Source organism: Streptomyces sp. ALB3 (assembly GCF_044385685.1).
Lineage (GTDB): Bacteria > Actinomycetota > Actinomycetes > Streptomycetales > Streptomycetaceae > Streptomyces.
In genome coordinates this window covers 20,996-38,685 of record NZ_JBISCE010000005.1, presented here as the reverse complement: position 1 = coordinate 38,685, position 17,690 = coordinate 20,996, and the positions used below count along the sequence as shown (strand labels likewise).

Here is a 17,690-nt window from a genome sequence, read left to right as displayed (position 1 = left end):
ACACTGAGTGACACCGATGCGGTGTGGGTCGTGAGGGAATCGCACCCGCGGTGTTCGGCAGTGCTCTGTATCCACTGCTGTTCTGCTGCTACCAGCTCTACCGAACAGCTAAGGTGCGCGGGGTTTTCAGCGTCTCACCAAAAAGTTTGACGGTCAACACGATCACACGCCAGGAGGCCGGGCGTCCCGGGGGTGCGCGGCCTTACGATCATGCGGCGCGACTCTCCTGCGGGCTCCCGGGAGCGTGGAGATCTTCGTCAATGCCGCAGCCTGGCACGCCGCGCGCTTCTTGGCAACCATGTCCGGGTGGCCACTGCTTTCGCAGGTCATTTCGGGTGTGAGGCGCCGCCCGCCCTTCCCGGTCACTGTTCGCGGCCCCTCGTGCACGCAATGGATGCGAGCGCTTTCCCGGGGCACCCTCAGCGGATCGCGAATCCGTCGTATCCGCCGCGAGGCGTGTCCCAGATCTCAGTCACTCCGTCCACGTGGCCGGGCGTGTCGTCGGAAGCGAGCCAGTCCAGCAGACGGTGGCAATTCTCACGCGACCCTTCGGCCACCACCTGCACCCGGCCGTCGTCGAGATTAAGGGCGAAGCCCGTGAGGTTTCCGATCTCCAAAGCATTTGCCCTGGTGAACCAGCGGAACCCTACTTGCTGTACTCGTCCGCGTACCCATACGACGAGTCGTGCGTCTTCGTTCATGCCCGAACGCTAACCGGCCAATTGCTCGACGAGCACATGCCCCCGATCCGCCATGGCGTAAGGTCCCCTCGCAATACCTCACCCGAACGGGTGAGTTCGATCTTGAATACGGTGACGTCGTGACGTCGTGACGACGCCCGGAGCACGAGGAAGGCACAGCGCATGGGACGGCATCGACGCGCAGGCGCGGCCCCCGCCGCTGAGCAGCAGGCGGCGGACGCGGAGCACGTGCACCGGAGTGCGCACCGGAGGAGGCGAGCCGGCATACCGGTGCGCGCCGGGCTTCTCGGAGTCTCCGCGGCCGTGGCAGTCGGAGCCGTCGCCGTCGCCTCCGGCCTGCTGCCCGGCGGTGACAGCTACAGCGTCAGCGGCGGTGGAGCGGCCGACCAGGTGCACGCGGGCGGTGCTCCCGACCTGCTGACCCAGGGCGAGTCCTCCGCCGAGCCGACCGGCCGCACGCCGGCCTCCGCCTCGACCGGGGCCGACCGGGGTGCCGGACGTTCCGCCGCACCGTCGAAGTCCCCCTCGGCCACACCCAGCCAGAAGAAGCCGGGCACGAAGCCGTCCACGTCCGCCCCGAAGCCGACGACGAAGGCTCCGGAACGGACCAAGGCTCCGGCCCCCCGGCCGACGAAGAGCACGTCGGCCGGCTCCGCCGCCAGGACGCCGACTGCTCCGAAGCCCTCGTCGGCCGCCCCGAGCAGCAGGCCCGCCGTCCCGGCGAGTCCGTCCGCCGTCTCCGACCAGGCCGCCGTGCTCGCCCTGGTCAACCAGGAGCGCGCCAAGGTCGGCTGCAGCCCGGTGACCACCAGCAGCTCGCTCACCGCGCTCGCCCAGGACTTCAGCGAGGACATGGCGGCACGCGGTTTCTTCGGCCACACCGACCCCGACGGGGCGACCCCCTGGGACCGCGCCGCGGCGGCCGGCGTCCAGGGCCTCGGCGGCGAGAACATCGCCCGCGGACAGGCCGGTGCCCAGGCCGTGATGGACGCCTGGATGAACAGCGACGGCCACCGCGCGAACATTCTCAACTGCGATTACAAGACCCTCGGGGTCGGCGTGCACCTCGGTTCCGGCGGCCCCTGGTGGACGCAGGACTTCGGCTTCTGATCCGTCGCCCTCGTCCTCCGTCGCGCCGGTGCGGCCCTCACCACGAGTGGGAGGCGCACCGGCGTGAGCCGTGGACATGGGTGAGCGGAGGACAGCGCGTGGTGACACGGCGACGTCCGCGCGCGCCGACGACGGCTCGGCCTTCGACGTCTTCTCGCGGCAGTGCCCCTCCCGCGGAACGCCGGACGTCACCGGCCGAGGCGGCGGCCTGAGGCTGTGCGCGCGCCGCACGGGAGCGGCGCCCGCCTCAACGAGCCGCGCCGCCGGGTGCCCGAAGTCGTGGAGGCCCGGAGCCGGTACGACGCGGCACACCGGGCCTGACACCGGGACGTCAGACGATCCGCGGCGGGCGCTGGCAGCGCGGACAGAAGTAGCTGGACCGGTTCATCCACGGCCGCCTGCGCATCGGCGTACCGCAGCGGCGGCAGGGCTCGTCCTCGCGTCCGTACGCGTCCAGCGACCGGTCGAAGTATCCGGACTCCCCGTTCACGTTCACGTACAGGCTGTCGAAGCTGGTGCCTCCCTGGTCGAGGGCCTCCCGCATCACGGCCCGGACGTGACCGAGCAGTTCCGCCGTCCTGGGGCGGGTCAGGGTCGCGGTCGGCCGCTCGTAGTGCAGCCGGCTGCGCCAGAGCGCCTCGTCCGCGTAGATGTTGCCGACGCCGCTGATCAGTGACTGGTCGAGCAGCGCGCGTTTGACCGTCGTACGGCGCAGGCGCAGGGCCAGATGGAACGCCGTGTCGTCGAAGGCCGGGTCGAGGGGGTCGCGTGCGATGTGCGCGATGACGTCCGGCAGGCCGTCGGGGGTGTTGTGGTGCAACGACAGCCCGCCGAAGGTGCGCTGGTCGACGAAGCGCAGTTCGGTGCCGAGCGTGTCGTCGAAGCGGATCCTGATGCGCAGGTGCTTCTCGTCCGCGGCCTCCCCGGGCTGCACCAGCAGTTGTCCGCTCATGCCCAGGTGGCCCAGGAGCGAGGACTCCGCCTCGTCGAGGGGGATCCAGAGGTACTTGCCGCGGCGCATCGCCGTGCCGAAGCGCAGGCCGCGGAGCCGGGCCGCGAAGTCCGCGCCGCCCAGGAGGTGCCGGCGGACCGCGCGGGGGTGGAGGACCTCGACGTCCTCGACGGTGCGCCCGGCGGTCCAGCGCTCCAGACCCCGCCGCACGACTTCGACCTCGGGCAGTTCGGGCACGGCGGGCGCTCCTTCGAAGACGTGACGGGACAGAGGAAACCCCCCGGCGCGCCAGGGCGCCGGGGGGTTTCCGGATGACTCAGGCCGGAGCCGCGTCCGAGTGCGGCGACGGGTCGGCAGGGATGTCGGCGATCCCTCCGTCGGCTGCGGCCTTGGCCGCGGCCTCCCGCGCTTCCGCGGCGGCGCTGATCTCACGCCAGGCGGACTCCGCCGCCTGCTGCTCCGCTTCCTTCTTGCTACGGCCGGTGCCGGTGCCGTACGAGACACCACCGACGCGAGCAGCAGCAGTAAAGGTCTTCTCGTGGTCCGGGCCGGTCTCCGTGACGAGGTACTCGGGGACTCCGAGGCTCTCGCTCGCGGTGAGCTCCTGGAGACTGGTCTTCCAGTCCAGGCCGGCTCCGAGGTTGGAGGACCTGTCGATCAGCGGGTCGAAGAGCCGGTGCACCAGCTCCGAGGCCGCACTGAGGCCCTGGTCGAGATAGACGGCGCCGATCACCGCTTCAAGGGTGTCGGCGAGGATGGAAGCCTTGTCCCGGCCACCCGTGCCCTCTTCACCGCGGCCGAGCCGGATGAAGGAGCCGAGTTCTAGGCCGCGGCCCACTTCCGCAAGCGCACGCGAGTTGACCACCGCGGCCCGCAACTTGGCCAGCTGGCCTTCGGGCAGGTCGGGGTGGGTGCGGTACAGCGTGTCCGTGACCACCAGGCCGAGCACCGAATCCCCGAGGAATTCGAGCCGCTCGTTGGTGGGCAGACCGCCGTTCTCGTATGCGTACGAGCGATGGGTCAGCGCACGCACCAGAAGGGCGGACTCGAGGTGATACCCGAGCCGCCCTTCCAGAAGCGTGTGGGACGAGGCTGTGTTGACGTTGTCTGCCTGCTTCTTGGCGCTGGACAACTCAGACATCGGGCCTCTCACCAGCCGCTCAGACCTCGAGGACCTGGCGCTTGTTGTAGGTGCCGCAGCTCGGGCACGCAATGTGCTGGAGCTTCGGCTCCTGGCAACGCTCGCACGAAACCAGGGTGGGGACCGCAGCCTTCCACTGCGACCGGCGGTGGCGCGTGTTGCTGCGCGACATCTTCCGCTTCGGAACAGCCACGGCTACTTCTCCTGCTTCTCGTCGACGCCCGGTTCGGCGCCGCCCATGTTGTCCTTCTCGCCGTCCTGAACGGTCTCGGCGAGTCCTTGCAGTGCCGCCCAACGTATGTCGGCGACATCGTGGTGGTGGTCCGGATTCTCGTCCAGCCTGATTCCGCATTCGGAACACAGACCGGCACAGGTCTCCTTGCACACCGGCTGCAGCGGCAGTGCGAGCACCACCGCGTCACGCAGCACAGGCTCGAGGTCGAACGAGTCGTCCTCGAGAAAGAACCTGTCCTCGTCGTCCTCGGCGTCGTCGACCGGGTCCGCGGTCCTGCTGCGGTTCCGGTCATCGGCGTCAGGGTACGAGAACAACTCCTGGAAGTCCGCTTCGACCTCGAGGGCCAGCGGCTCCAGACACCTTACGCACTCCCCCTCGGCCGTCGCACGGGCGGTGCCTGTGACGAGCACCCCTTCCATGACTGATTCGAGGCGGAGGTCCAGCGCCACCGGCGCGTTCTCCGGTACGCCGATGACCCCGTCGATGCCGAGGTCCTTCGGTGCTTCCGCCGTGCGGGTCAGCCGCTTCTGGGTACCCGGACGCCGGCCCAGCTCGCGCGTATCGAACACGAGAGGGCTGCGGTGGTCGAGGTGGCCGTTCAGGGCTTTTCCTGCTTTCGAGATCATGTGCGTGGTGCGGCTTCGGGAAGGCCGCCCCTGTCCCTTGGGGAAGAGGGCAGCCGGGATCGCGGACATACGCGCGACCGAAGAGCCAGGATACTGGACGTACCGCCCAGCTCCCAATCCGGTACGGACCGCTCCGGTCAGCGGCCCTGTTCGTACCGGCGCAGCTGTTCCAGGTCGATCATGCTCGTGTCGAACAGGCTGGTCTCGTCGAGCGCGCTCTCGCCCTGCTGCGCGGGGGCCTGGTCCTGCTGCTGCCAGCCGTACTCCTGCTGCCGGTCCGGGTCGTACGCCTGCTGCTGCTGGTAGGCGGCGTACGGGTCGGGCTGCTGCTGGTAGCCGTATCCGTCCTGGACCTGCTGGTCCTGGTAGCCGTAGGTCTGCGCGTACTGCGGCCCGGCCTCACCCTGGACCGGGAATCCGGTCTGTGCGGGGTCCTGGTAGCCGGCCGCCGGCGCGTAGTCCGGCTGTGCGGGCTCCGCGTAGGAGGGCTGCGGGGTGCTCTGCCGGGGTTCGGGGGTGGAGAGCTCCGCCAGGCCCGCCCAGTGGTCCTCGTCGCTGGTGTGCAGGTGACCGCCGGCCGCGTCCTGGGCGGCCATGTGCGCGCCGAGCTCGTCGGTGGCGACCCGGCCGTGCAGCTTCTGACGCCCCCGGCCGACGGCCTCCAGGGTCTTGGCGAGCACGGCCTCGAAGGCGCCGAGCTTGGTGTCCACGTAGTCGTCGGCCCGTCGGCGGAGCGTCTCCGGGTCCGCGCTCCGCTCCGGCGCCTCGGCGAAGTCGGGGTCCTCGTAGCCCTGCTCGTCGACGCCCGCGCTCCGGCCCAGCAGCTTCTCCCGGCCCCGGTCCACCGAACCGATCGTCTTGGTGAGGACGACCTCGAAGTTGGCCAGCTTGCTGTCGACGTACTCGTCGGCCTCGCCGCGGACCTCGTCCGCCTCCCTGCGCGCCTCGGCCAGGATCCGGTCGGCCTCGGCCTGCGCGCGCTGGGCGATCTCGGTGCCGGAGATCAGCGAGCCGCGCTCGGCGCGGGCGGAGTCGAGGATCCGCTCGGCTTCCCGCCGGGCCTGCTCGACGAGCTGCTCACGGCCGCCGATGAGCTCCTCGGCGTGGGCGAGCGAGCCGGGAAGGGCCTCACGGACCTCCTCGAGCATCGCGAGCAGTTCGGCCCGGTTGACCACGCAGGACGCCGACATGGGCATGGAGCGGGCGTTCCCCACCGTTTCGACGATCTCGTCGAGCTTCTTCTGCACGTCCACCGTGTGCTCGCCACTCTCTGCTGCTGTTGGAGACGGACGGGACGACTGTAAGGCCAGTCGCCTCCCGTCCGACACCTGGTGACGGGCGGTCAGCGCATCACGTGCGGCCGAGACGCTCCACGAGGGCTTCGTGGACCGTCGGCGGCAGCAGGTGCGCCACGTCACCGCCCCAGGTGGCGACCTCCTTGACCAGGGAGGACGACAGGAAGCTGTAGGTGGGGTTCGTCGGCACGAAGAGGGTCTCGACGCCCGAGAGGCCGTTGTTCATCTGGGCCATCTGCAGCTCGTAGTCGAAGTCGCTGACGGCCCGCAGGCCCTTCACGATCGCCGGGATGTCGCGCTGCTTGCAGAAGTCGACCAGCAGACCGTGGAAGGACTCGACCTCGACGTTGCCGAAGTCCGCCGTGACCTCGCGGATCATCCCGATCCGCTCGTCGATCGTGAACAGGCCCTTCTTGGACTGGTTGATCATCACGGCGACGTGAACGACGTCGTACAGCTTCGACGCTCGTCCGATGATGTCGAGATGTCCGTTGGTGATGGGGTCGAACGACCCCGGACAGACGGCGCGGCGCAACGTGGTTCCCTCGCTCTCCGGTGCGGTCATCGTGCGTCTTCGCACGTAGAGGCGGCGCGACCGTACCAAAACGTGGCCTCGCCGTAGCGACGGGCCCGCTGCGGCTCGAATCCTTCGGGCCAGTTGAATTCCCCGCCTCTTGTGCTCCGTTCCACCGTGACGAGAGCGTCGCCCCTGAGCCACCCCTGAGCACGGAGTGTGAGCAGGATCTCCCGAAGATCGTCGTCCGTGACGGCGTACGGCGGATCGAGGAACACCACGTCGTAGGGGTCGGACGGCGCCGGGCCCGTCACGATCTGTTCGGCTTTGCCCGTACGGAGTTCGGCACCGGGCAGACCGAGGGTGCGGATGTTGTCACGCACGGTACGCGCGGCCTTGGGGTCGGCCTCCACGAGCAGCGCGTGGGCCGCTCCGCGCGAGAGCGCCTCCAGGCCCACCGCGCCGGAACCCGCGTACAGGTCGGCGACGCGGACGCCGTCGAGCGTCCCCAGGAGCGCTTCCCAGGTGGAGAACATGCCCTCGCGCGCACGGTCGGAGGTGGGGCGGGTGCCGGTGCCGGGCGGGACGGCCAGGCGGCGTCCGCCGGCCGAGCCGGCGATCACGCGGGTCATGGTCTGTTCCTCGGGTCGCGGGCGGCGCACCGGACGGGACGTGCGCCGTGCTCCCCACGATATGGCGTCGCCGTGGATCCGCCCGGTCACCCCTTGTCGAGGTACTCCTCCCGGTCCTTGTCGAGCAGGGCGTCCAGCGCGGTGCGCAGCTCAGGCAGCCGCTCGAGCCCGGGGTCGTCCGCGACGACCCGTACGGCCTCCTCGCGGGCCGCCGCGATGACCTCCTCGTCGTCGATGACGCTGAGCACCCGCAGGGAGGAGCGGACCCCGGACTGCGCCTGCCCGAGGACGTCGCCCTCACGCCGCTGTTCGAGGTCGATGCGGGAGAGCTCGAAACCGTCGAGGGTGGCCGCCACCGCGGAGAGCCTGGCCCGGGCGGGACTCGCCTCGTGGGCCTCGCTGACCAGGAGGCAGAGGCCGGGGGCGCTGCCGCGCCCGACGCGGCCTCTGAGCTGGTGCAGCTGGGACACTCCGAAGCGGTCCGCGTCCATGATCACCATCGCGGTGGCGTTGGGGACGTTCACGCCCACCTCGATGACGGTGGTGGCGACCAGGACGTCGGCCTGGCCGGCGGCGAACCGGCGCATGACGTCGTCCTTGTCGTCGGGGGGCATCCTGCCGTGGAGGACCTCGACGCGCAGACCGGCGAGCGGGCCCTTGGCCAGCTCTTCGGCGATGTCCAGCACGGCGAGCGGCGGCCGCTTCTCGGCGTCCTCCTCGGAGGCGGCCTGCTTCGACCCCGTCTTCCCCTTCTTACCGGCTGCCTCCTCGGCGTCGTCACCGATGCGGGGGCAGACGACGTAGGCCTGGTGGCCGTTCTCCACCTCCTCGCGGACGCGCTCCCAGGCGCGGCTGAGGAAGTGCGGCTTGTCCTTGGCGGGGACGACATGGCTGGCGATCGGGGAGCGGCCGGCGGGGAGCTGGTCGAGTACGGAGGTCTCCAGGTCCCCGAAGACGGTCATGGCGACCGTACGGGGAATGGGTGTGGCCGTCATGACCAGCAGGTGGGGCGGCTGCTTCCCCTTGGAACGCAGCGCGTCACGCTGTTCCACGCCGAAGCGGTGCTGCTCGTCGACGACGACCAGGCCCAGATCGTGGAACTGCACCTTGTCCTCGATCAGCGCGTGCGTTCCGATGACGATCCCGGCCTCACCCGTGACCAGGTCGAGGAGGGCCTGACGGCGGGCCGCGACGCCCATGGACCCGGTGAGCAGCACCACTTTGGTGCCCCGGTCGGAGCCGCCCAGCATGCCGCCCTCCGCCAGCTCGCCCATCATCCCGGTGATCGACCTGTGGTGCTGCTGGGCCAGCACCTCGGTGGGTGCGAGCATCGCCGCCTGGCCGCCCGCGTCGACGACCCGGAGCATGGCCCGCAGGGCGACGAGTGTCTTTCCGGACCCGACCTCTCCCTGGAGCAGCCGGTGCATGGGGTGTTCGGTCGCCAGGGCGTCGAAGATCTCCCCGGTGACCTTCTGCTGGCCCTCGGTGAGGGTGAAGGGAAGCGTCGCGTCGAAGGCGTCGAGCAGCCCGTCGGGGACGGCCCCGCGGGCCACCGCCGGGAGCTGGGTGTCCGCGTAACGGCGGCGGGCGAGCGCGACCTGCAGGACGAAGGCCTCGTCCCAGCGCAGCCGGTCCCGGGCGGCCGCGATGTCCGCCTTGGTGTGCGGGCGGTGGATCCTCAGCAGCGCTTCGGGGAGGGGGACGAACCCCCGCCCTTCGCGCAGCGCCGGGGGAAGCGGGTCGACCGCCTCCCGCGCACTGGGCAGGACGATGTCGACGGCCTTGGCGATCCGCCAGGAGTCGAGCTGCTTGCAGGCGGCGTAGATCGGCAGCAGCTGCCCCGCGAAGGCGTCGACGGCCTCGGTCACATCGGCCGTCCCGTCGCTGTCCTCCGCGTCGAGGAGCTGGTACGTGGGGTGTGCCAGCTGCATCTTCCTGTTGAAGAGGGAGACCTTGCCCGCGAACATCGCCCGCCGGCCGGGGAGCAGTTCCTTGTGTGGCTTGTGGACGCCGTGACCGAAGAAGACCAGCTGGAGCCTGCCGCTCCCGTCGGTGAGGGTGACCTCCAGCCGTTTGCCGCGACCGTTGTTGAACATCATGATCCGCGCGTCGGCGACCTGTGCGACGACCGTCACGTGCTCGTCCAGCGGGAGCTCGGTGAGCGACGTGAGACGGCCCCGCTCCTCGTAGCGCCGCGGGTAGTGGTGCAGCAGATCACCGACCGTGTGCAGGTCGAGGTGTTCGGCCATCACCTTCGCGGTGGCTCCGCCGAGCAGCTTCTTGAGGGGTTCATCGAAAGCGGACACGCGGTCCATTGCACACCACGCCACTGACAGATGTCCTGCCGCGCGGCACCGGCCGACGTGTCACTCGACGCCGATCAGCAGGGGCGCCGCCTGGTGGCCGCCCCGGTAGACGACCGTGTCGACGGCGAGGTACCCCTCCCTGACGTGTGCGCTCAGCTCGTCGGCCAGCGAGTCGGGGACGTCCTCGCCCAGGACGAGGGTGACGAGTTCGCCGCCGGCCGACAGCATCCGGTCGAGGACCGTGCGGGCCGTTCCGGGGACGTCCCCGCCGATGACGGCGACGTCCCCGTCGATCATGCCGAGGATGTCGCCGGCCTGGCAGATGCCGGCCATGGTCCACGACTGCCTCTCGGCGACGGCCAGTTCGGCGTACCGGGTGGCTCCGGCCGCCGAGGTCATCGCGACGACGTCCTCGTCGAAGCTGCGGCCGGCCTCGTGGACGGCGAGCGCGGCGATGCCCTGGACGGCGGCGCGGGTGGGGACCAGCGCGACCCGGATGCCTTCGGTCCTGGCCTGTTCGGCGGCCGCGGCGGCGGTGTGGCGCAGTTGCGCGTCGTTGGGCAGCAGCACCACCTCGCGGGCGTGGGCCCGCCGGATGGCGTCGACCAGTTCGCCGCTGGCGGGCGGCTCGCCGGGGCGCGCCAGCACGGTCGTCGCCCCGGCCTCGGCGCACAGGGCGGAGAGTCCGTCGCCGGGGACGACCACGACGACCGCGCGCTGGACGGGGTCCCGGTGGGCGCGGATCCGGTCGGCGGCGAAGTGGGTGATGCGGATCCGGTAGGGCCGGCCCGCCTCGACCCCGGCCTCGACGGCCGCCCCGGCGTCGTCGGCGTGGACGTGGACGTTCCACAGCCCGTCACCGCCGACCACGACGAGCGACTCCCCCAGGGCGTCCAGCCGGCTCCGCAGCCGGGCGACGGCCTCGTCGGGCGCCTCCAGCAGGTAGATGACCTCGAAGGCAGGGCCGCCGTCCGGATCCGCGTCCCCGCAGTCGCCGGTGAGGGGCAGGACCTCGGGGGCGGGCCGGACGGCGTGTGCCCGCGCCCGCCCGCCGACCGCTTCCAGCAGTGCGCCCAGCACCGTCACCAGGCCCTGGCCGCCCGCGTCCACGACGCCCGCGCGCCCGAGGACGGCGAGCTGGCCGGGGGTGGCCGCCAGGGCGGCGCGCGCCCCTTCGTACGCCGCCTCGACCACGTCCTTGAGCCCCGTGCTCCCGTCCGTGGCCCGGGCGGCGTCGGCCGCCGCAGCCGCGACGGTGAGCACCGTGCCCTCGACGGGATGGGCGACGGCCAGCCGTGCCGCGTCGGCGGCCTCCGTCAGCGCGGCCCGCAGGTGATGCGCGTCGCCCGACTCGGCCAGCACCGAGGCCATGCCCCGCAGCAGCTGGGCCAGGATGGTCCCGGAGTTCCCCCGGGCGCCGATCAGCGCGCCGTGTGCCATGGCCCGTACGGCGTCGGCGGGCGCGGGCACGGTGGTACCGGTCTCATGGGCGGCGAAGACGGCTTCGACGGCCGCGGCGGCCGACTCGACGGTCAGGTACAGGTTGGTGCCGGTGTCCCCGTCGGCGACGGGATAGACGTTGATGGCGTCGATGGCCGTACGTTCCCGGCCGAGGGCCTCCAGGGCGAGTGAGCACCAGGTGCGCACCGCGACGGCGTCAAGATCGTCGGGGGACTGCGGCACCGTTGGTCCTCCTTGGGACGGCCGTGGGGGGCTGGCTGCACCGCAGGGTAGCCGTCGTGCGCGGGCCCCTCGGGCACAGGTGCGGGGCGGAGCCCTCGGGCAGCCGTGGTAGTTTCGTATCTCCGGAGCAGGCGTTGTATGCTGCTTCGGTTGCCCGACGAAAGCCGGGCCAATCCCTCCGGTGCCGCCACTTCAGCAATGATTCCGGCGCGCCGGAATTCACTGTAAGTGCATCTGAAGTCTTTGGAGTGACCCGTGGCTGCCAACTGCGACGTTTGCGGCAAGGGGCCGAGCTTCGGCAACAGCATTTCGCACTCGCACCGCCGTACGTCCCGTCGCTGGAATCCCAACATCCAGCGCGTGCGTGCCGTGGTCGGTCGGACGCCGAAGCGGCTCAACGTCTGCACCTCGTGCATCAAGGCCGGCAAGGTCGCGCGCTGACGTCCCCGTCGTAGCGCAGCCTTCCGGTTGCCCAAAAAGCCGGTCCACCTCGGTGGACCGGCTTTTTGCTGTGGTTCAGGAGGCGGACCGTGCCGTCCAGCCGTGGTCGACGGGGCCGATGCCGCCTCCCAGCGCGAAGCCGGCCCGGATCGCGCCGGTGACGTACTCCTTCGCGCCCCGCACGGCGGCCGGGACGTCCTGGCCTCGGGCGAGTCCGCACGCGATGGCCGACGCGAGGGTGCAGCCCGTGCCGTGGGTGTGCCGGTTGTCGAGCCTCGGGGCGCGCAGCCAGTGCTCCTCGCTGCCGTCCGTCAGCAGGTCCACGGCCTCGCCGGGCAGGTGACCGCCCTTGATCACCACCCAGCGCGGGCCGTACGCGAGGATCTCCGCGGCGGCCCGGCGCATCCCCGGTTCGTCGGTGACGGTGACGCCGGTGAGCTGGGTCACCTCGTCGAGATTCGGGGTGGCGACGGTGGCCACGGGCAGCAGCCTGGTGCGTACGGAGTCGAGCGCTTCGGCGGCCAGCAGCGCGTCCCCGTGCTTGGAGACCCCGACGGGGTCGACGACGACGGGCGCACCGGTCCCCGCGAGGAGCTCCGCGACGGTGTCGACGAGGGCGGCCGAGGACAGCATGCCGGTCTTCACCGCCTGGACGCCGATGTCGTCGACGACGCTGCGGTACTGGGCTCGCACGGCCTCGGCCGGCAGCTCCCAGGCGCCCTGCACGCCCAACGAGTTCTGGGCGGTCACCGCGGTCACCACGCTCATTCCGTGGGTACCGAGGGCCAGCATCGTCTTGAGGTCGGCCTGGATGCCCGCACCGCCGCCGGAGTCTGATCCGGCGACGGTGAGGACACGGGGCGGTATCGGGGCAGTTGTGCTCATGCCCCGGAATCTACTAGGGCGTGCCGGGGAAGTGGCGCCGTCCGCCCGCAGGGCGGACGGGACCTCCCCGGTACGTCCTAGGCGTCCTCGATGGATCCGAAATGGTCCCAGCCGCCCTTGCTCGTCCAGGGCGCCCCGTCGACGGTGACCTGGGGCAGCGCGGACGGGTTGAGGACCTCTCCGATGACCCTCCAGCGGGCGGGGAGCTTCACGTCGGAGGGGAACGTCGCCACGATCGCGTGGTCCTCTCCCCCGGTGAGCACCCACTGCAGCGGGTCGACCCCGACGGCCTGCCCGATGTCGGACATCTGCGAGGGGATGTCGATGAGCCCGGAGCGCAGGTCGATGCGGACCTTGCTGGCCTCGGCGATGTGGCCCAGGTCCGCGACGAGGCCGTCGCTGACGTCGGTCATGGCGGTGGCGCCCAGCCCGGCCGCCGCGGGGCCCGCGTGGTAGGGCGGTTCGGGGCGCCGGTGTGCCTCGACGAACGCGCGCGGGGAGCGGAACCCCCGCGAGAGGACGGCGAATCCGGCGGCGGACCAGCCGAGCCAGCCGGTGACGGCCACGACGTCACCGGGCCGGGCGCCGGCCCGGGTGACGGGTTCGTGGTTGCGCAGGTCACCGAGCGCGGTGATCGAGACGGTGATGGTGTCGCCGCCGACGACGTCGCCGCCGACCACGGCCGCACCGGCGACCTGGCATTCGTCCCGCAGCCCGTCCATCAGCTCGGTGGCCCAGGTGACCGGCAGGTCGGCCGGCACGACCAGGCCGAGCAGCAGCGCGGTGGGCACGGCGCCCATGGCCGCGATGTCGGCGAGGTTCTGGGCGGCGGCCTTGCGGCCGACGTCGTACGCCGTCGACCAGTCGCGGCGGAAGTGCCGCCCTTCCAGCAGGATGTCCGTACTGGCCACGACCCTGCGGTCGGGAGCGGCCACGACCGCGGCGTCGTCGCCGGGCCCCAGCCGTACCGCCGGAGTGGTGGTGAGCCGGGAGGTGAGCTCTCTGATGAGCCCGAACTCCCCCAACTCGCCCACGGTTCCCTTCACCGAGTCTCACCTCTCATCTCTCGCACCGGACACCTGTCCGGGCTGCTTCAGCGGCCGGAGGTCCGGACCGTGGGCGGACGGCCCACGGGAGCCGGTGGCCCCGGGACGTGCCGGTGTCACTGTCCCCCTACCGCACCGGTGGGCTTGCGGTCGCGAGCCCCCACTGCTGTCGGTACCGTCGAGAGACACGTCAACCTGTGTGGTGCCCGCGCCGCGCTCTGGGCGTGAACCGGCCCGTAGGTCTCCCCGTGGCGCGGGGCGACGCGATAACGTGGCGTCCCTTTCCCCCACATGATCCTCGTGGCCGCCCTGGAGGTTCCGTGGTACAGGCGTACATCCTCATCCAGACCGAGGTGGGCAAGGCGTCGACCGTCGCCGAGACCATCGCAAAGCTTCCGGGAGTGATCCAGGCAGAGGACGTCACAGGCCCCTACGACGTGATCGTGCGCGCACAGGCCGACACGGTCGACGCGCTCGGCCGGATGGTGGTCGCCAAGGTCCAGCAGGTGGACGGCATCACGCGTACCCTGACCTGCCCGGTCGTCCACCTCTGACCCCTGTCTACGCTGGTCCGGTGACCCACACCCGCCGCCGGTCCCGCCGCTCCCGTGTCCTCGCCCCGTCCGCCGCCCTGTTCGTGCTGGTCTCGGCCGGCTGTTCCGTCGGCGGCGACCAGCCCTCGGTGGCGGTTCCCTCGCCGTCGCCGGAGGCCGCCGGGTACTGCGCGAAGCTGCACAACGCGCTGCCGGAGGACGTCGTCGGTCTGGAACGGAGCGACCCGTCACCGGATTCGGACCTGACCGCCGGCTGGGGGGACGGGGCGATCGTACTGCGCTGCGGCGTCACCCGGCCCGCGAGGATGGACGATTCCCAGTCCGACGCCGTCGACGCGGACGGTGTCAACTGGCTGCTGGAGCAGCGTGATGACGCCGGCCCGCGGTTCACCACCACGTACCGCAAGGCGTACGTGGAGGTGACGCTCGGGACGGAGTACGCCCACGACGCCACCCCGCTGTCCGCGTTCGCGGCGGCCGTGAGGAAGACGGTCCCGGAAAGCCTCTGAGGGCTGCCCCGCGCACGGGACAGCCCTCGGAGGTCAGCGCAGGCCGGTGGAGCGGTTCAGCGCGGACGTGATCAGCCGGTCGACCAGCTCCGGGTACTCCACGCCGCTCGCCTGCCACATGCGGGGGAACATGGAGATCGGGGTGAAGCCCGGCATCGTGTTGATCTCGTTGATGACGAACGTGCCGTCCTCGGTGAGGAAGAAGTCGGCGCGTACCAGCCCCTCGCAGGAAGCCGCCTCGAAGGCCTCGACCGCGAGCCGCCGCACCTCCGCGGTCTGCTCGTCGGTGAGGGGTGCGGGCACGAGGCCGGCCGCCGAGTCGATGTACTTGGCCTCGAAGTCGTAGAAGTCGTGCGCGGTGACGGGCGGGATCTCGGCGGGCACGCTGGCGCGCGGTCCGTCCTCGAACTCCAGCACGCCGCACTCGATCTCCCGGCCGCGCAGCAGGGACTCCACGATGAACTTGGGGTCGTGCCGGCGGGCCTCCTCGACGGCCTCGTCGAGCCCCGCGGCGTCGTCGACCTTGGTGATGCCCATGGAGGAGCCGCCGCGGGCGGGCTTCACGAAGAGCGGCCAGCCGTGCTCGGCGGCGAACTCCATGATGCGCTTGCGGGCGGCGGGGCGGTCCGACTCCCACTCCCGGGGGCGGACGACCTCGTACGGGCCGACCGGCAGCCCGAAGGAGGTGAACACCCGCTTCATGTACTCCTTGTCCTGGCCGACGGCCGAGGACAGGACACCGGCGCCGACATAGGGAACGCCGGAGAGTTCCAGAAGCCCCTGGAGCGTGCCGTCCTCGCCGTAGGGACCGTGCAGCATGGGGAAGACGACGTCGACCTCGCCCAGGACCGTGGGCACCGAGCCGGGTTCGCTCACGACGACGTCACGGTTGCCGGGGTCGACGGAGAGTGTCACGGCGCCCCGGGCCGAGTCGGCCAGCTGGTCCACGTCGGGCACCCGCCGGTCCGTGATGGCCATGCGGGCCGGGTCGTCGGACGTGAGGGCCCAACGTCCGTCCCTGGTGATGCCGATCGGCAGGACGTCGTACTTGGTCCGGTCGATGGCGCTCATGATGGCACCGGCCGTGACGACCGAGATGCCGTGTTCGGAGCTCCGGCCGCCGAACACGACGGCCACACGCGGCTTGCGGCCCGGCTGGGAGCTCTGCTCGGAGCTCAGGGGGCTCTCGGTGCTCTGGGGGAGGTTCTGGCTGCTCATATCGCGACGAGCGTACCTGCTGGTAGGGCTCGAGTCAGCGTCGCTCGGGCTTGGCGCTGCGCGACATCAGTTCCTTCAAGGCGACGACCGGCGGCTTGCCCTCGTGGACGATGCCGACAACCGTCTCGGTGATCGGCATGTCGACGTCGTGCCTGCGCGCCAGATCGAGCACCGATTCGCAGGACTTGACGCCCTCGGCGGTCTGGCTCGTGACGGCGACGGTCTCCTGGAGCGTCATCCCGCGCCCGAGGTTGGTGCCGAAGGTGTGGTTCCGCGAGAGCGGTGAGGAGCACGTCGCCACCAGGTCGCCGAGTCCGGCCAGCCCGGAGAAGGTCAGCGGGTCGGCACCCATGGCGAGTCCCAGCCGTGTCGTCTCGGCGAGACCGCGGGTGATGAGGGAGCCCTTGGCGTTGTCGCCGAGACCCATGCCGTCGGCGATGCCCACGGCGAGGCCGATGACGTTCTTCACGGCGCCGCCGAGCTCGCAGCCGACCACGTCGGTGTTGGTGTACGGCCGGAAGTACGGGGTGTGGCAGGCGGTCTGGAGGCGCCGGGCGACGTCCTCGTCCGAGCAGGCGACGACGGCGGCCGCGGGGCGGCGTTCGGCGATCTCCTTGGCGAGGTTGGGTCCGGTGATGACGGCGATCCGGTCCGGGGTGACCTCGGTGACGTCCGCGATGACCTCGCTCATCCGCTTGGCGGTGCCGAGTTCGACGCCCTTCATCAGGGAGACGAGCACGGTGCCGGGCTCCACGTGCCGGGCCCAGTCGGCGAGGTTGGCGCGCAGGGTCTGCGACGGCACGACGAGGACGGCGAAGTCGGCGCCGCGCAGCGCCTCGGCGGGATCGGTCGTGGCCCGGACCGAGGCGGGCAGCTCGACGCCCGGCAGGTAGCCGGGGTTGGTACGGGTCGTGTTGACGGCCTCGGCGACCTCGGCGCGACGGCCCCACAGGGTCACCTCGCAGCCGGCGTCGGCGAGGACCATGGCGAAGGCCGTACCCCATGAGCCGGTTCCGAAGACGGCCGCCTTCGCGGGGTGCGTCACGTCGATCCCTTTCCCTCTGCCTTGCGCCGCTGTTCGGCACGGGCCTTGCGGTGATCGTAGAGCTCGGCCGGTGCCTTCTCGCCCCGCACGTCCTCGAGCTGGGCCGTGATCGCGGCCATGATGGTCTCGGTCGCCTGGCGCAGGACGTCCGGCGTCGGTTCCAGGCCGTAGTAGCGGGAGAGGTCGACCGGCGGTCCGGCCTGGACCCGGAGGGTCTTGCGCGGGAACAGCTGGAGCTTGTTCTCCTTGGCGTACGGAGGCATCGCGAGGTTGGCGCCCCACTGCGCGACGGGGATGACCGGGGCCTTCGTCATCAGCGCGACCCGGGCGGCGCCGGTCTTGCCTGCCATCGGCCACATGTCGGGGTCGCGGGTGAGCGTGCCCTCCGGGTAGAAGGCGACGCACTCGCCCCGCTCGATGGCGTCGACCGCGGCGCGGAAGGCGTCGAGGGCGTTGGTCGTCTCGCGGTAGACGGGGATCTGGCCGGTGCCGCGCAGGATCATTCCGACGAAAGGCGTCCTGAACAGTCCGGCCTTGGCCAGGAGCCGCGGCACGCGTCCGGTGTTGTACTGGAAATGCCCGTACGACAGCGGGTCCAGATAGGAGTTGTGGTTGACCGCGGTGATGAATCCGCCATCGGCCGGAATGTGCTCCATTCCCCGCCAGTCCCGCTTGAACAGAACCACCAGGGGCGGTTTCGCGATGACCGCCGCCAGGCGGTACCAGAAGCCGATTCTGCGGCGGGACACTCGGACGCCTTCCTCTAGGAACTGGGCTGCTGCGCGGCTCGCGGCGGT

At 71.1% G+C, this 17,690-nt stretch carries 19 protein-coding genes; 4 read left to right on the top strand and 15 right to left on the bottom strand.

Going from position 1 to position 17,690, the window contains the following annotated elements; all coding sequences use genetic code 11:
- Positions 1-419: 419 nt before the first annotated feature.
- Positions 420-701, bottom strand: coding sequence for an acylphosphatase (locus tag ACHFIV_RS06360; protein ID WP_398964533.1), 282 nt, complete (start codon positions 699-701; stop codon positions 420-422).
- Positions 702-863: 162 nt separating this feature from the next.
- Between ACHFIV_RS06360 and ACHFIV_RS06355 the strand changes: the two genes are divergently transcribed.
- The gene (locus ACHFIV_RS06355; RefSeq protein WP_398964532.1) at positions 864-1,811 is read left to right on the top strand and encodes a CAP domain-containing protein; all 948 of its coding nucleotides are present in this window, start codon (positions 864-866) and stop codon (positions 1,809-1,811) included.
- A gap of 331 nt (positions 1,812-2,142) precedes the next feature.
- On the opposite strand, the gene mutM is transcribed toward ACHFIV_RS06355, so the two are convergent.
- The 9 genes from mutM to ACHFIV_RS06310 all read right to left on the bottom strand — a co-directional run bounded on the left by mutM (position 2,143) and on the right by ACHFIV_RS06310 (position 11,195).
- On the bottom strand, positions 2,143-3,000 hold the full coding sequence (gene mutM / locus ACHFIV_RS06350; RefSeq protein ID WP_398964530.1) for a bifunctional DNA-formamidopyrimidine glycosylase/DNA-(apurinic or apyrimidinic site) lyase: 858 nt from the start codon (positions 2,998-3,000) through the stop codon (positions 2,143-2,145).
- A 79-nt stretch (positions 3,001-3,079) separates the two neighbouring features.
- Positions 3,080-3,904 carry a ribonuclease III gene (gene rnc / locus ACHFIV_RS06345; protein ID WP_398964528.1) on the bottom strand — a complete coding sequence of 275 codons (825 nt, stop codon included), beginning with the start codon at positions 3,902-3,904 and terminating at the stop codon, positions 3,080-3,082.
- 19 nt (positions 3,905-3,923) lie between these two features.
- On the bottom strand, positions 3,924-4,097 hold the full coding sequence (rpmF, locus tag ACHFIV_RS06340) for a 50S ribosomal protein L32 (RefSeq protein WP_003965982.1): 174 nt from the start codon (positions 4,095-4,097) through the stop codon (positions 3,924-3,926).
- A 2-nt stretch (positions 4,098-4,099) separates the two neighbouring features.
- Complete coding sequence (locus ACHFIV_RS06335) at positions 4,100-4,765, bottom strand: YceD family protein (protein ID WP_398964526.1); 666 nt, start codon at positions 4,763-4,765, stop codon at positions 4,100-4,102.
- 137 nt (positions 4,766-4,902) lie between these two features.
- Positions 4,903-6,018, bottom strand: a complete 1,116-nt coding sequence (locus tag ACHFIV_RS06330) for a cell division initiation protein (protein ID WP_398964524.1) — start codon at positions 6,016-6,018, stop codon at positions 4,903-4,905.
- A 97-nt stretch (positions 6,019-6,115) separates the two neighbouring features.
- Entirely contained in the window at positions 6,116-6,595 is a 480-nt protein-coding gene (gene coaD, locus ACHFIV_RS06325; RefSeq protein WP_398964582.1) for a pantetheine-phosphate adenylyltransferase, read from the bottom strand.
- Positions 6,596-6,621: 26 nt separating this feature from the next.
- Positions 6,622-7,236, bottom strand: a complete 615-nt coding sequence (rsmD, locus tag ACHFIV_RS06320) for a 16S rRNA (guanine(966)-N(2))-methyltransferase RsmD (RefSeq protein ID WP_398964523.1) — start codon at positions 7,234-7,236, stop codon at positions 6,622-6,624.
- A gap of 56 nt (positions 7,237-7,292) precedes the next feature.
- The gene (recG, locus tag ACHFIV_RS06315; protein ID WP_398964522.1) at positions 7,293-9,521 is read right to left on the bottom strand and encodes an ATP-dependent DNA helicase RecG; all 2,229 of its coding nucleotides are present in this window, start codon (positions 9,519-9,521) and stop codon (positions 7,293-7,295) included.
- Positions 9,522-9,572: 51 nt separating this feature from the next.
- Positions 9,573-11,195 (bottom strand): DAK2 domain-containing protein, encoded by a 1,623-nt coding sequence (locus ACHFIV_RS06310; protein WP_398964520.1) that lies wholly within the window; start codon positions 11,193-11,195, stop codon positions 9,573-9,575.
- A 255-nt stretch (positions 11,196-11,450) separates the two neighbouring features.
- Between ACHFIV_RS06310 and rpmB the strand changes: the two genes are divergently transcribed.
- Positions 11,451-11,636, top strand: a complete 186-nt coding sequence (gene rpmB, locus ACHFIV_RS06305) for a 50S ribosomal protein L28 (RefSeq protein ID WP_003965989.1) — start codon at positions 11,451-11,453, stop codon at positions 11,634-11,636.
- Between the two features lie 75 nt (positions 11,637-11,711).
- Here rpmB and thiD read toward each other — a convergent pair whose 3' ends face one another.
- Both thiD and ACHFIV_RS06295 read right to left on the bottom strand, forming a co-directional pair.
- Positions 11,712-12,521 carry a bifunctional hydroxymethylpyrimidine kinase/phosphomethylpyrimidine kinase gene (thiD, locus tag ACHFIV_RS06300; protein ID WP_398964518.1) on the bottom strand — a complete coding sequence of 270 codons (810 nt, stop codon included), beginning with the start codon at positions 12,519-12,521 and terminating at the stop codon, positions 11,712-11,714.
- 77 nt (positions 12,522-12,598) lie between these two features.
- Positions 12,599-13,567 (bottom strand): thiamine-phosphate kinase, encoded by a 969-nt coding sequence (locus tag ACHFIV_RS06295; RefSeq protein ID WP_398964517.1) that lies wholly within the window; start codon positions 13,565-13,567, stop codon positions 12,599-12,601.
- A 320-nt stretch (positions 13,568-13,887) separates the two neighbouring features.
- On the opposite strand from ACHFIV_RS06295, the gene ACHFIV_RS06290 reads away from it, so the two are divergent.
- Together ACHFIV_RS06290 and ACHFIV_RS06285 are read left to right on the top strand one after the other, a co-directional pair.
- Positions 13,888-14,121, top strand: a complete 234-nt coding sequence (locus tag ACHFIV_RS06290; RefSeq protein WP_033304016.1) for an Lrp/AsnC family transcriptional regulator — start codon at positions 13,888-13,890, stop codon at positions 14,119-14,121.
- 20 nt (positions 14,122-14,141) lie between these two features.
- On the top strand, positions 14,142-14,630 hold the full coding sequence (locus tag ACHFIV_RS06285) for a DUF3515 domain-containing protein (protein ID WP_398964515.1): 489 nt from the start codon (positions 14,142-14,144) through the stop codon (positions 14,628-14,630).
- A gap of 33 nt (positions 14,631-14,663) precedes the next feature.
- Here the strand turns inward: ACHFIV_RS06285 and ACHFIV_RS06280 are convergent, their stop codons facing one another.
- The 3 genes from ACHFIV_RS06280 to ACHFIV_RS06270 are packed head-to-tail and all read right to left on the bottom strand — an operon-like array spanning position 14,664 to position 17,642.
- A complete protein-coding gene (locus tag ACHFIV_RS06280; RefSeq protein WP_398964514.1) occupies positions 14,664-15,848 on the bottom strand; it encodes a D-alanine--D-alanine ligase family protein in 1,185 nt (394 codons plus the stop codon).
- A gap of 34 nt (positions 15,849-15,882) precedes the next feature.
- Positions 15,883-16,893, bottom strand: coding sequence for an NAD(P)H-dependent glycerol-3-phosphate dehydrogenase (locus ACHFIV_RS06275; protein ID WP_398964512.1), 1,011 nt, complete (start codon positions 16,891-16,893; stop codon positions 15,883-15,885).
- Positions 16,890-17,642 carry a lysophospholipid acyltransferase family protein gene (locus ACHFIV_RS06270; RefSeq protein ID WP_398964510.1) on the bottom strand — a complete coding sequence of 251 codons (753 nt, stop codon included), beginning with the start codon at positions 17,640-17,642 and terminating at the stop codon, positions 16,890-16,892. The genes ACHFIV_RS06275 and ACHFIV_RS06270 overlap by 4 nt, the downstream gene beginning before the upstream one ends.
- Between the last annotated feature and the right edge of the window lie 48 nt (positions 17,643-17,690).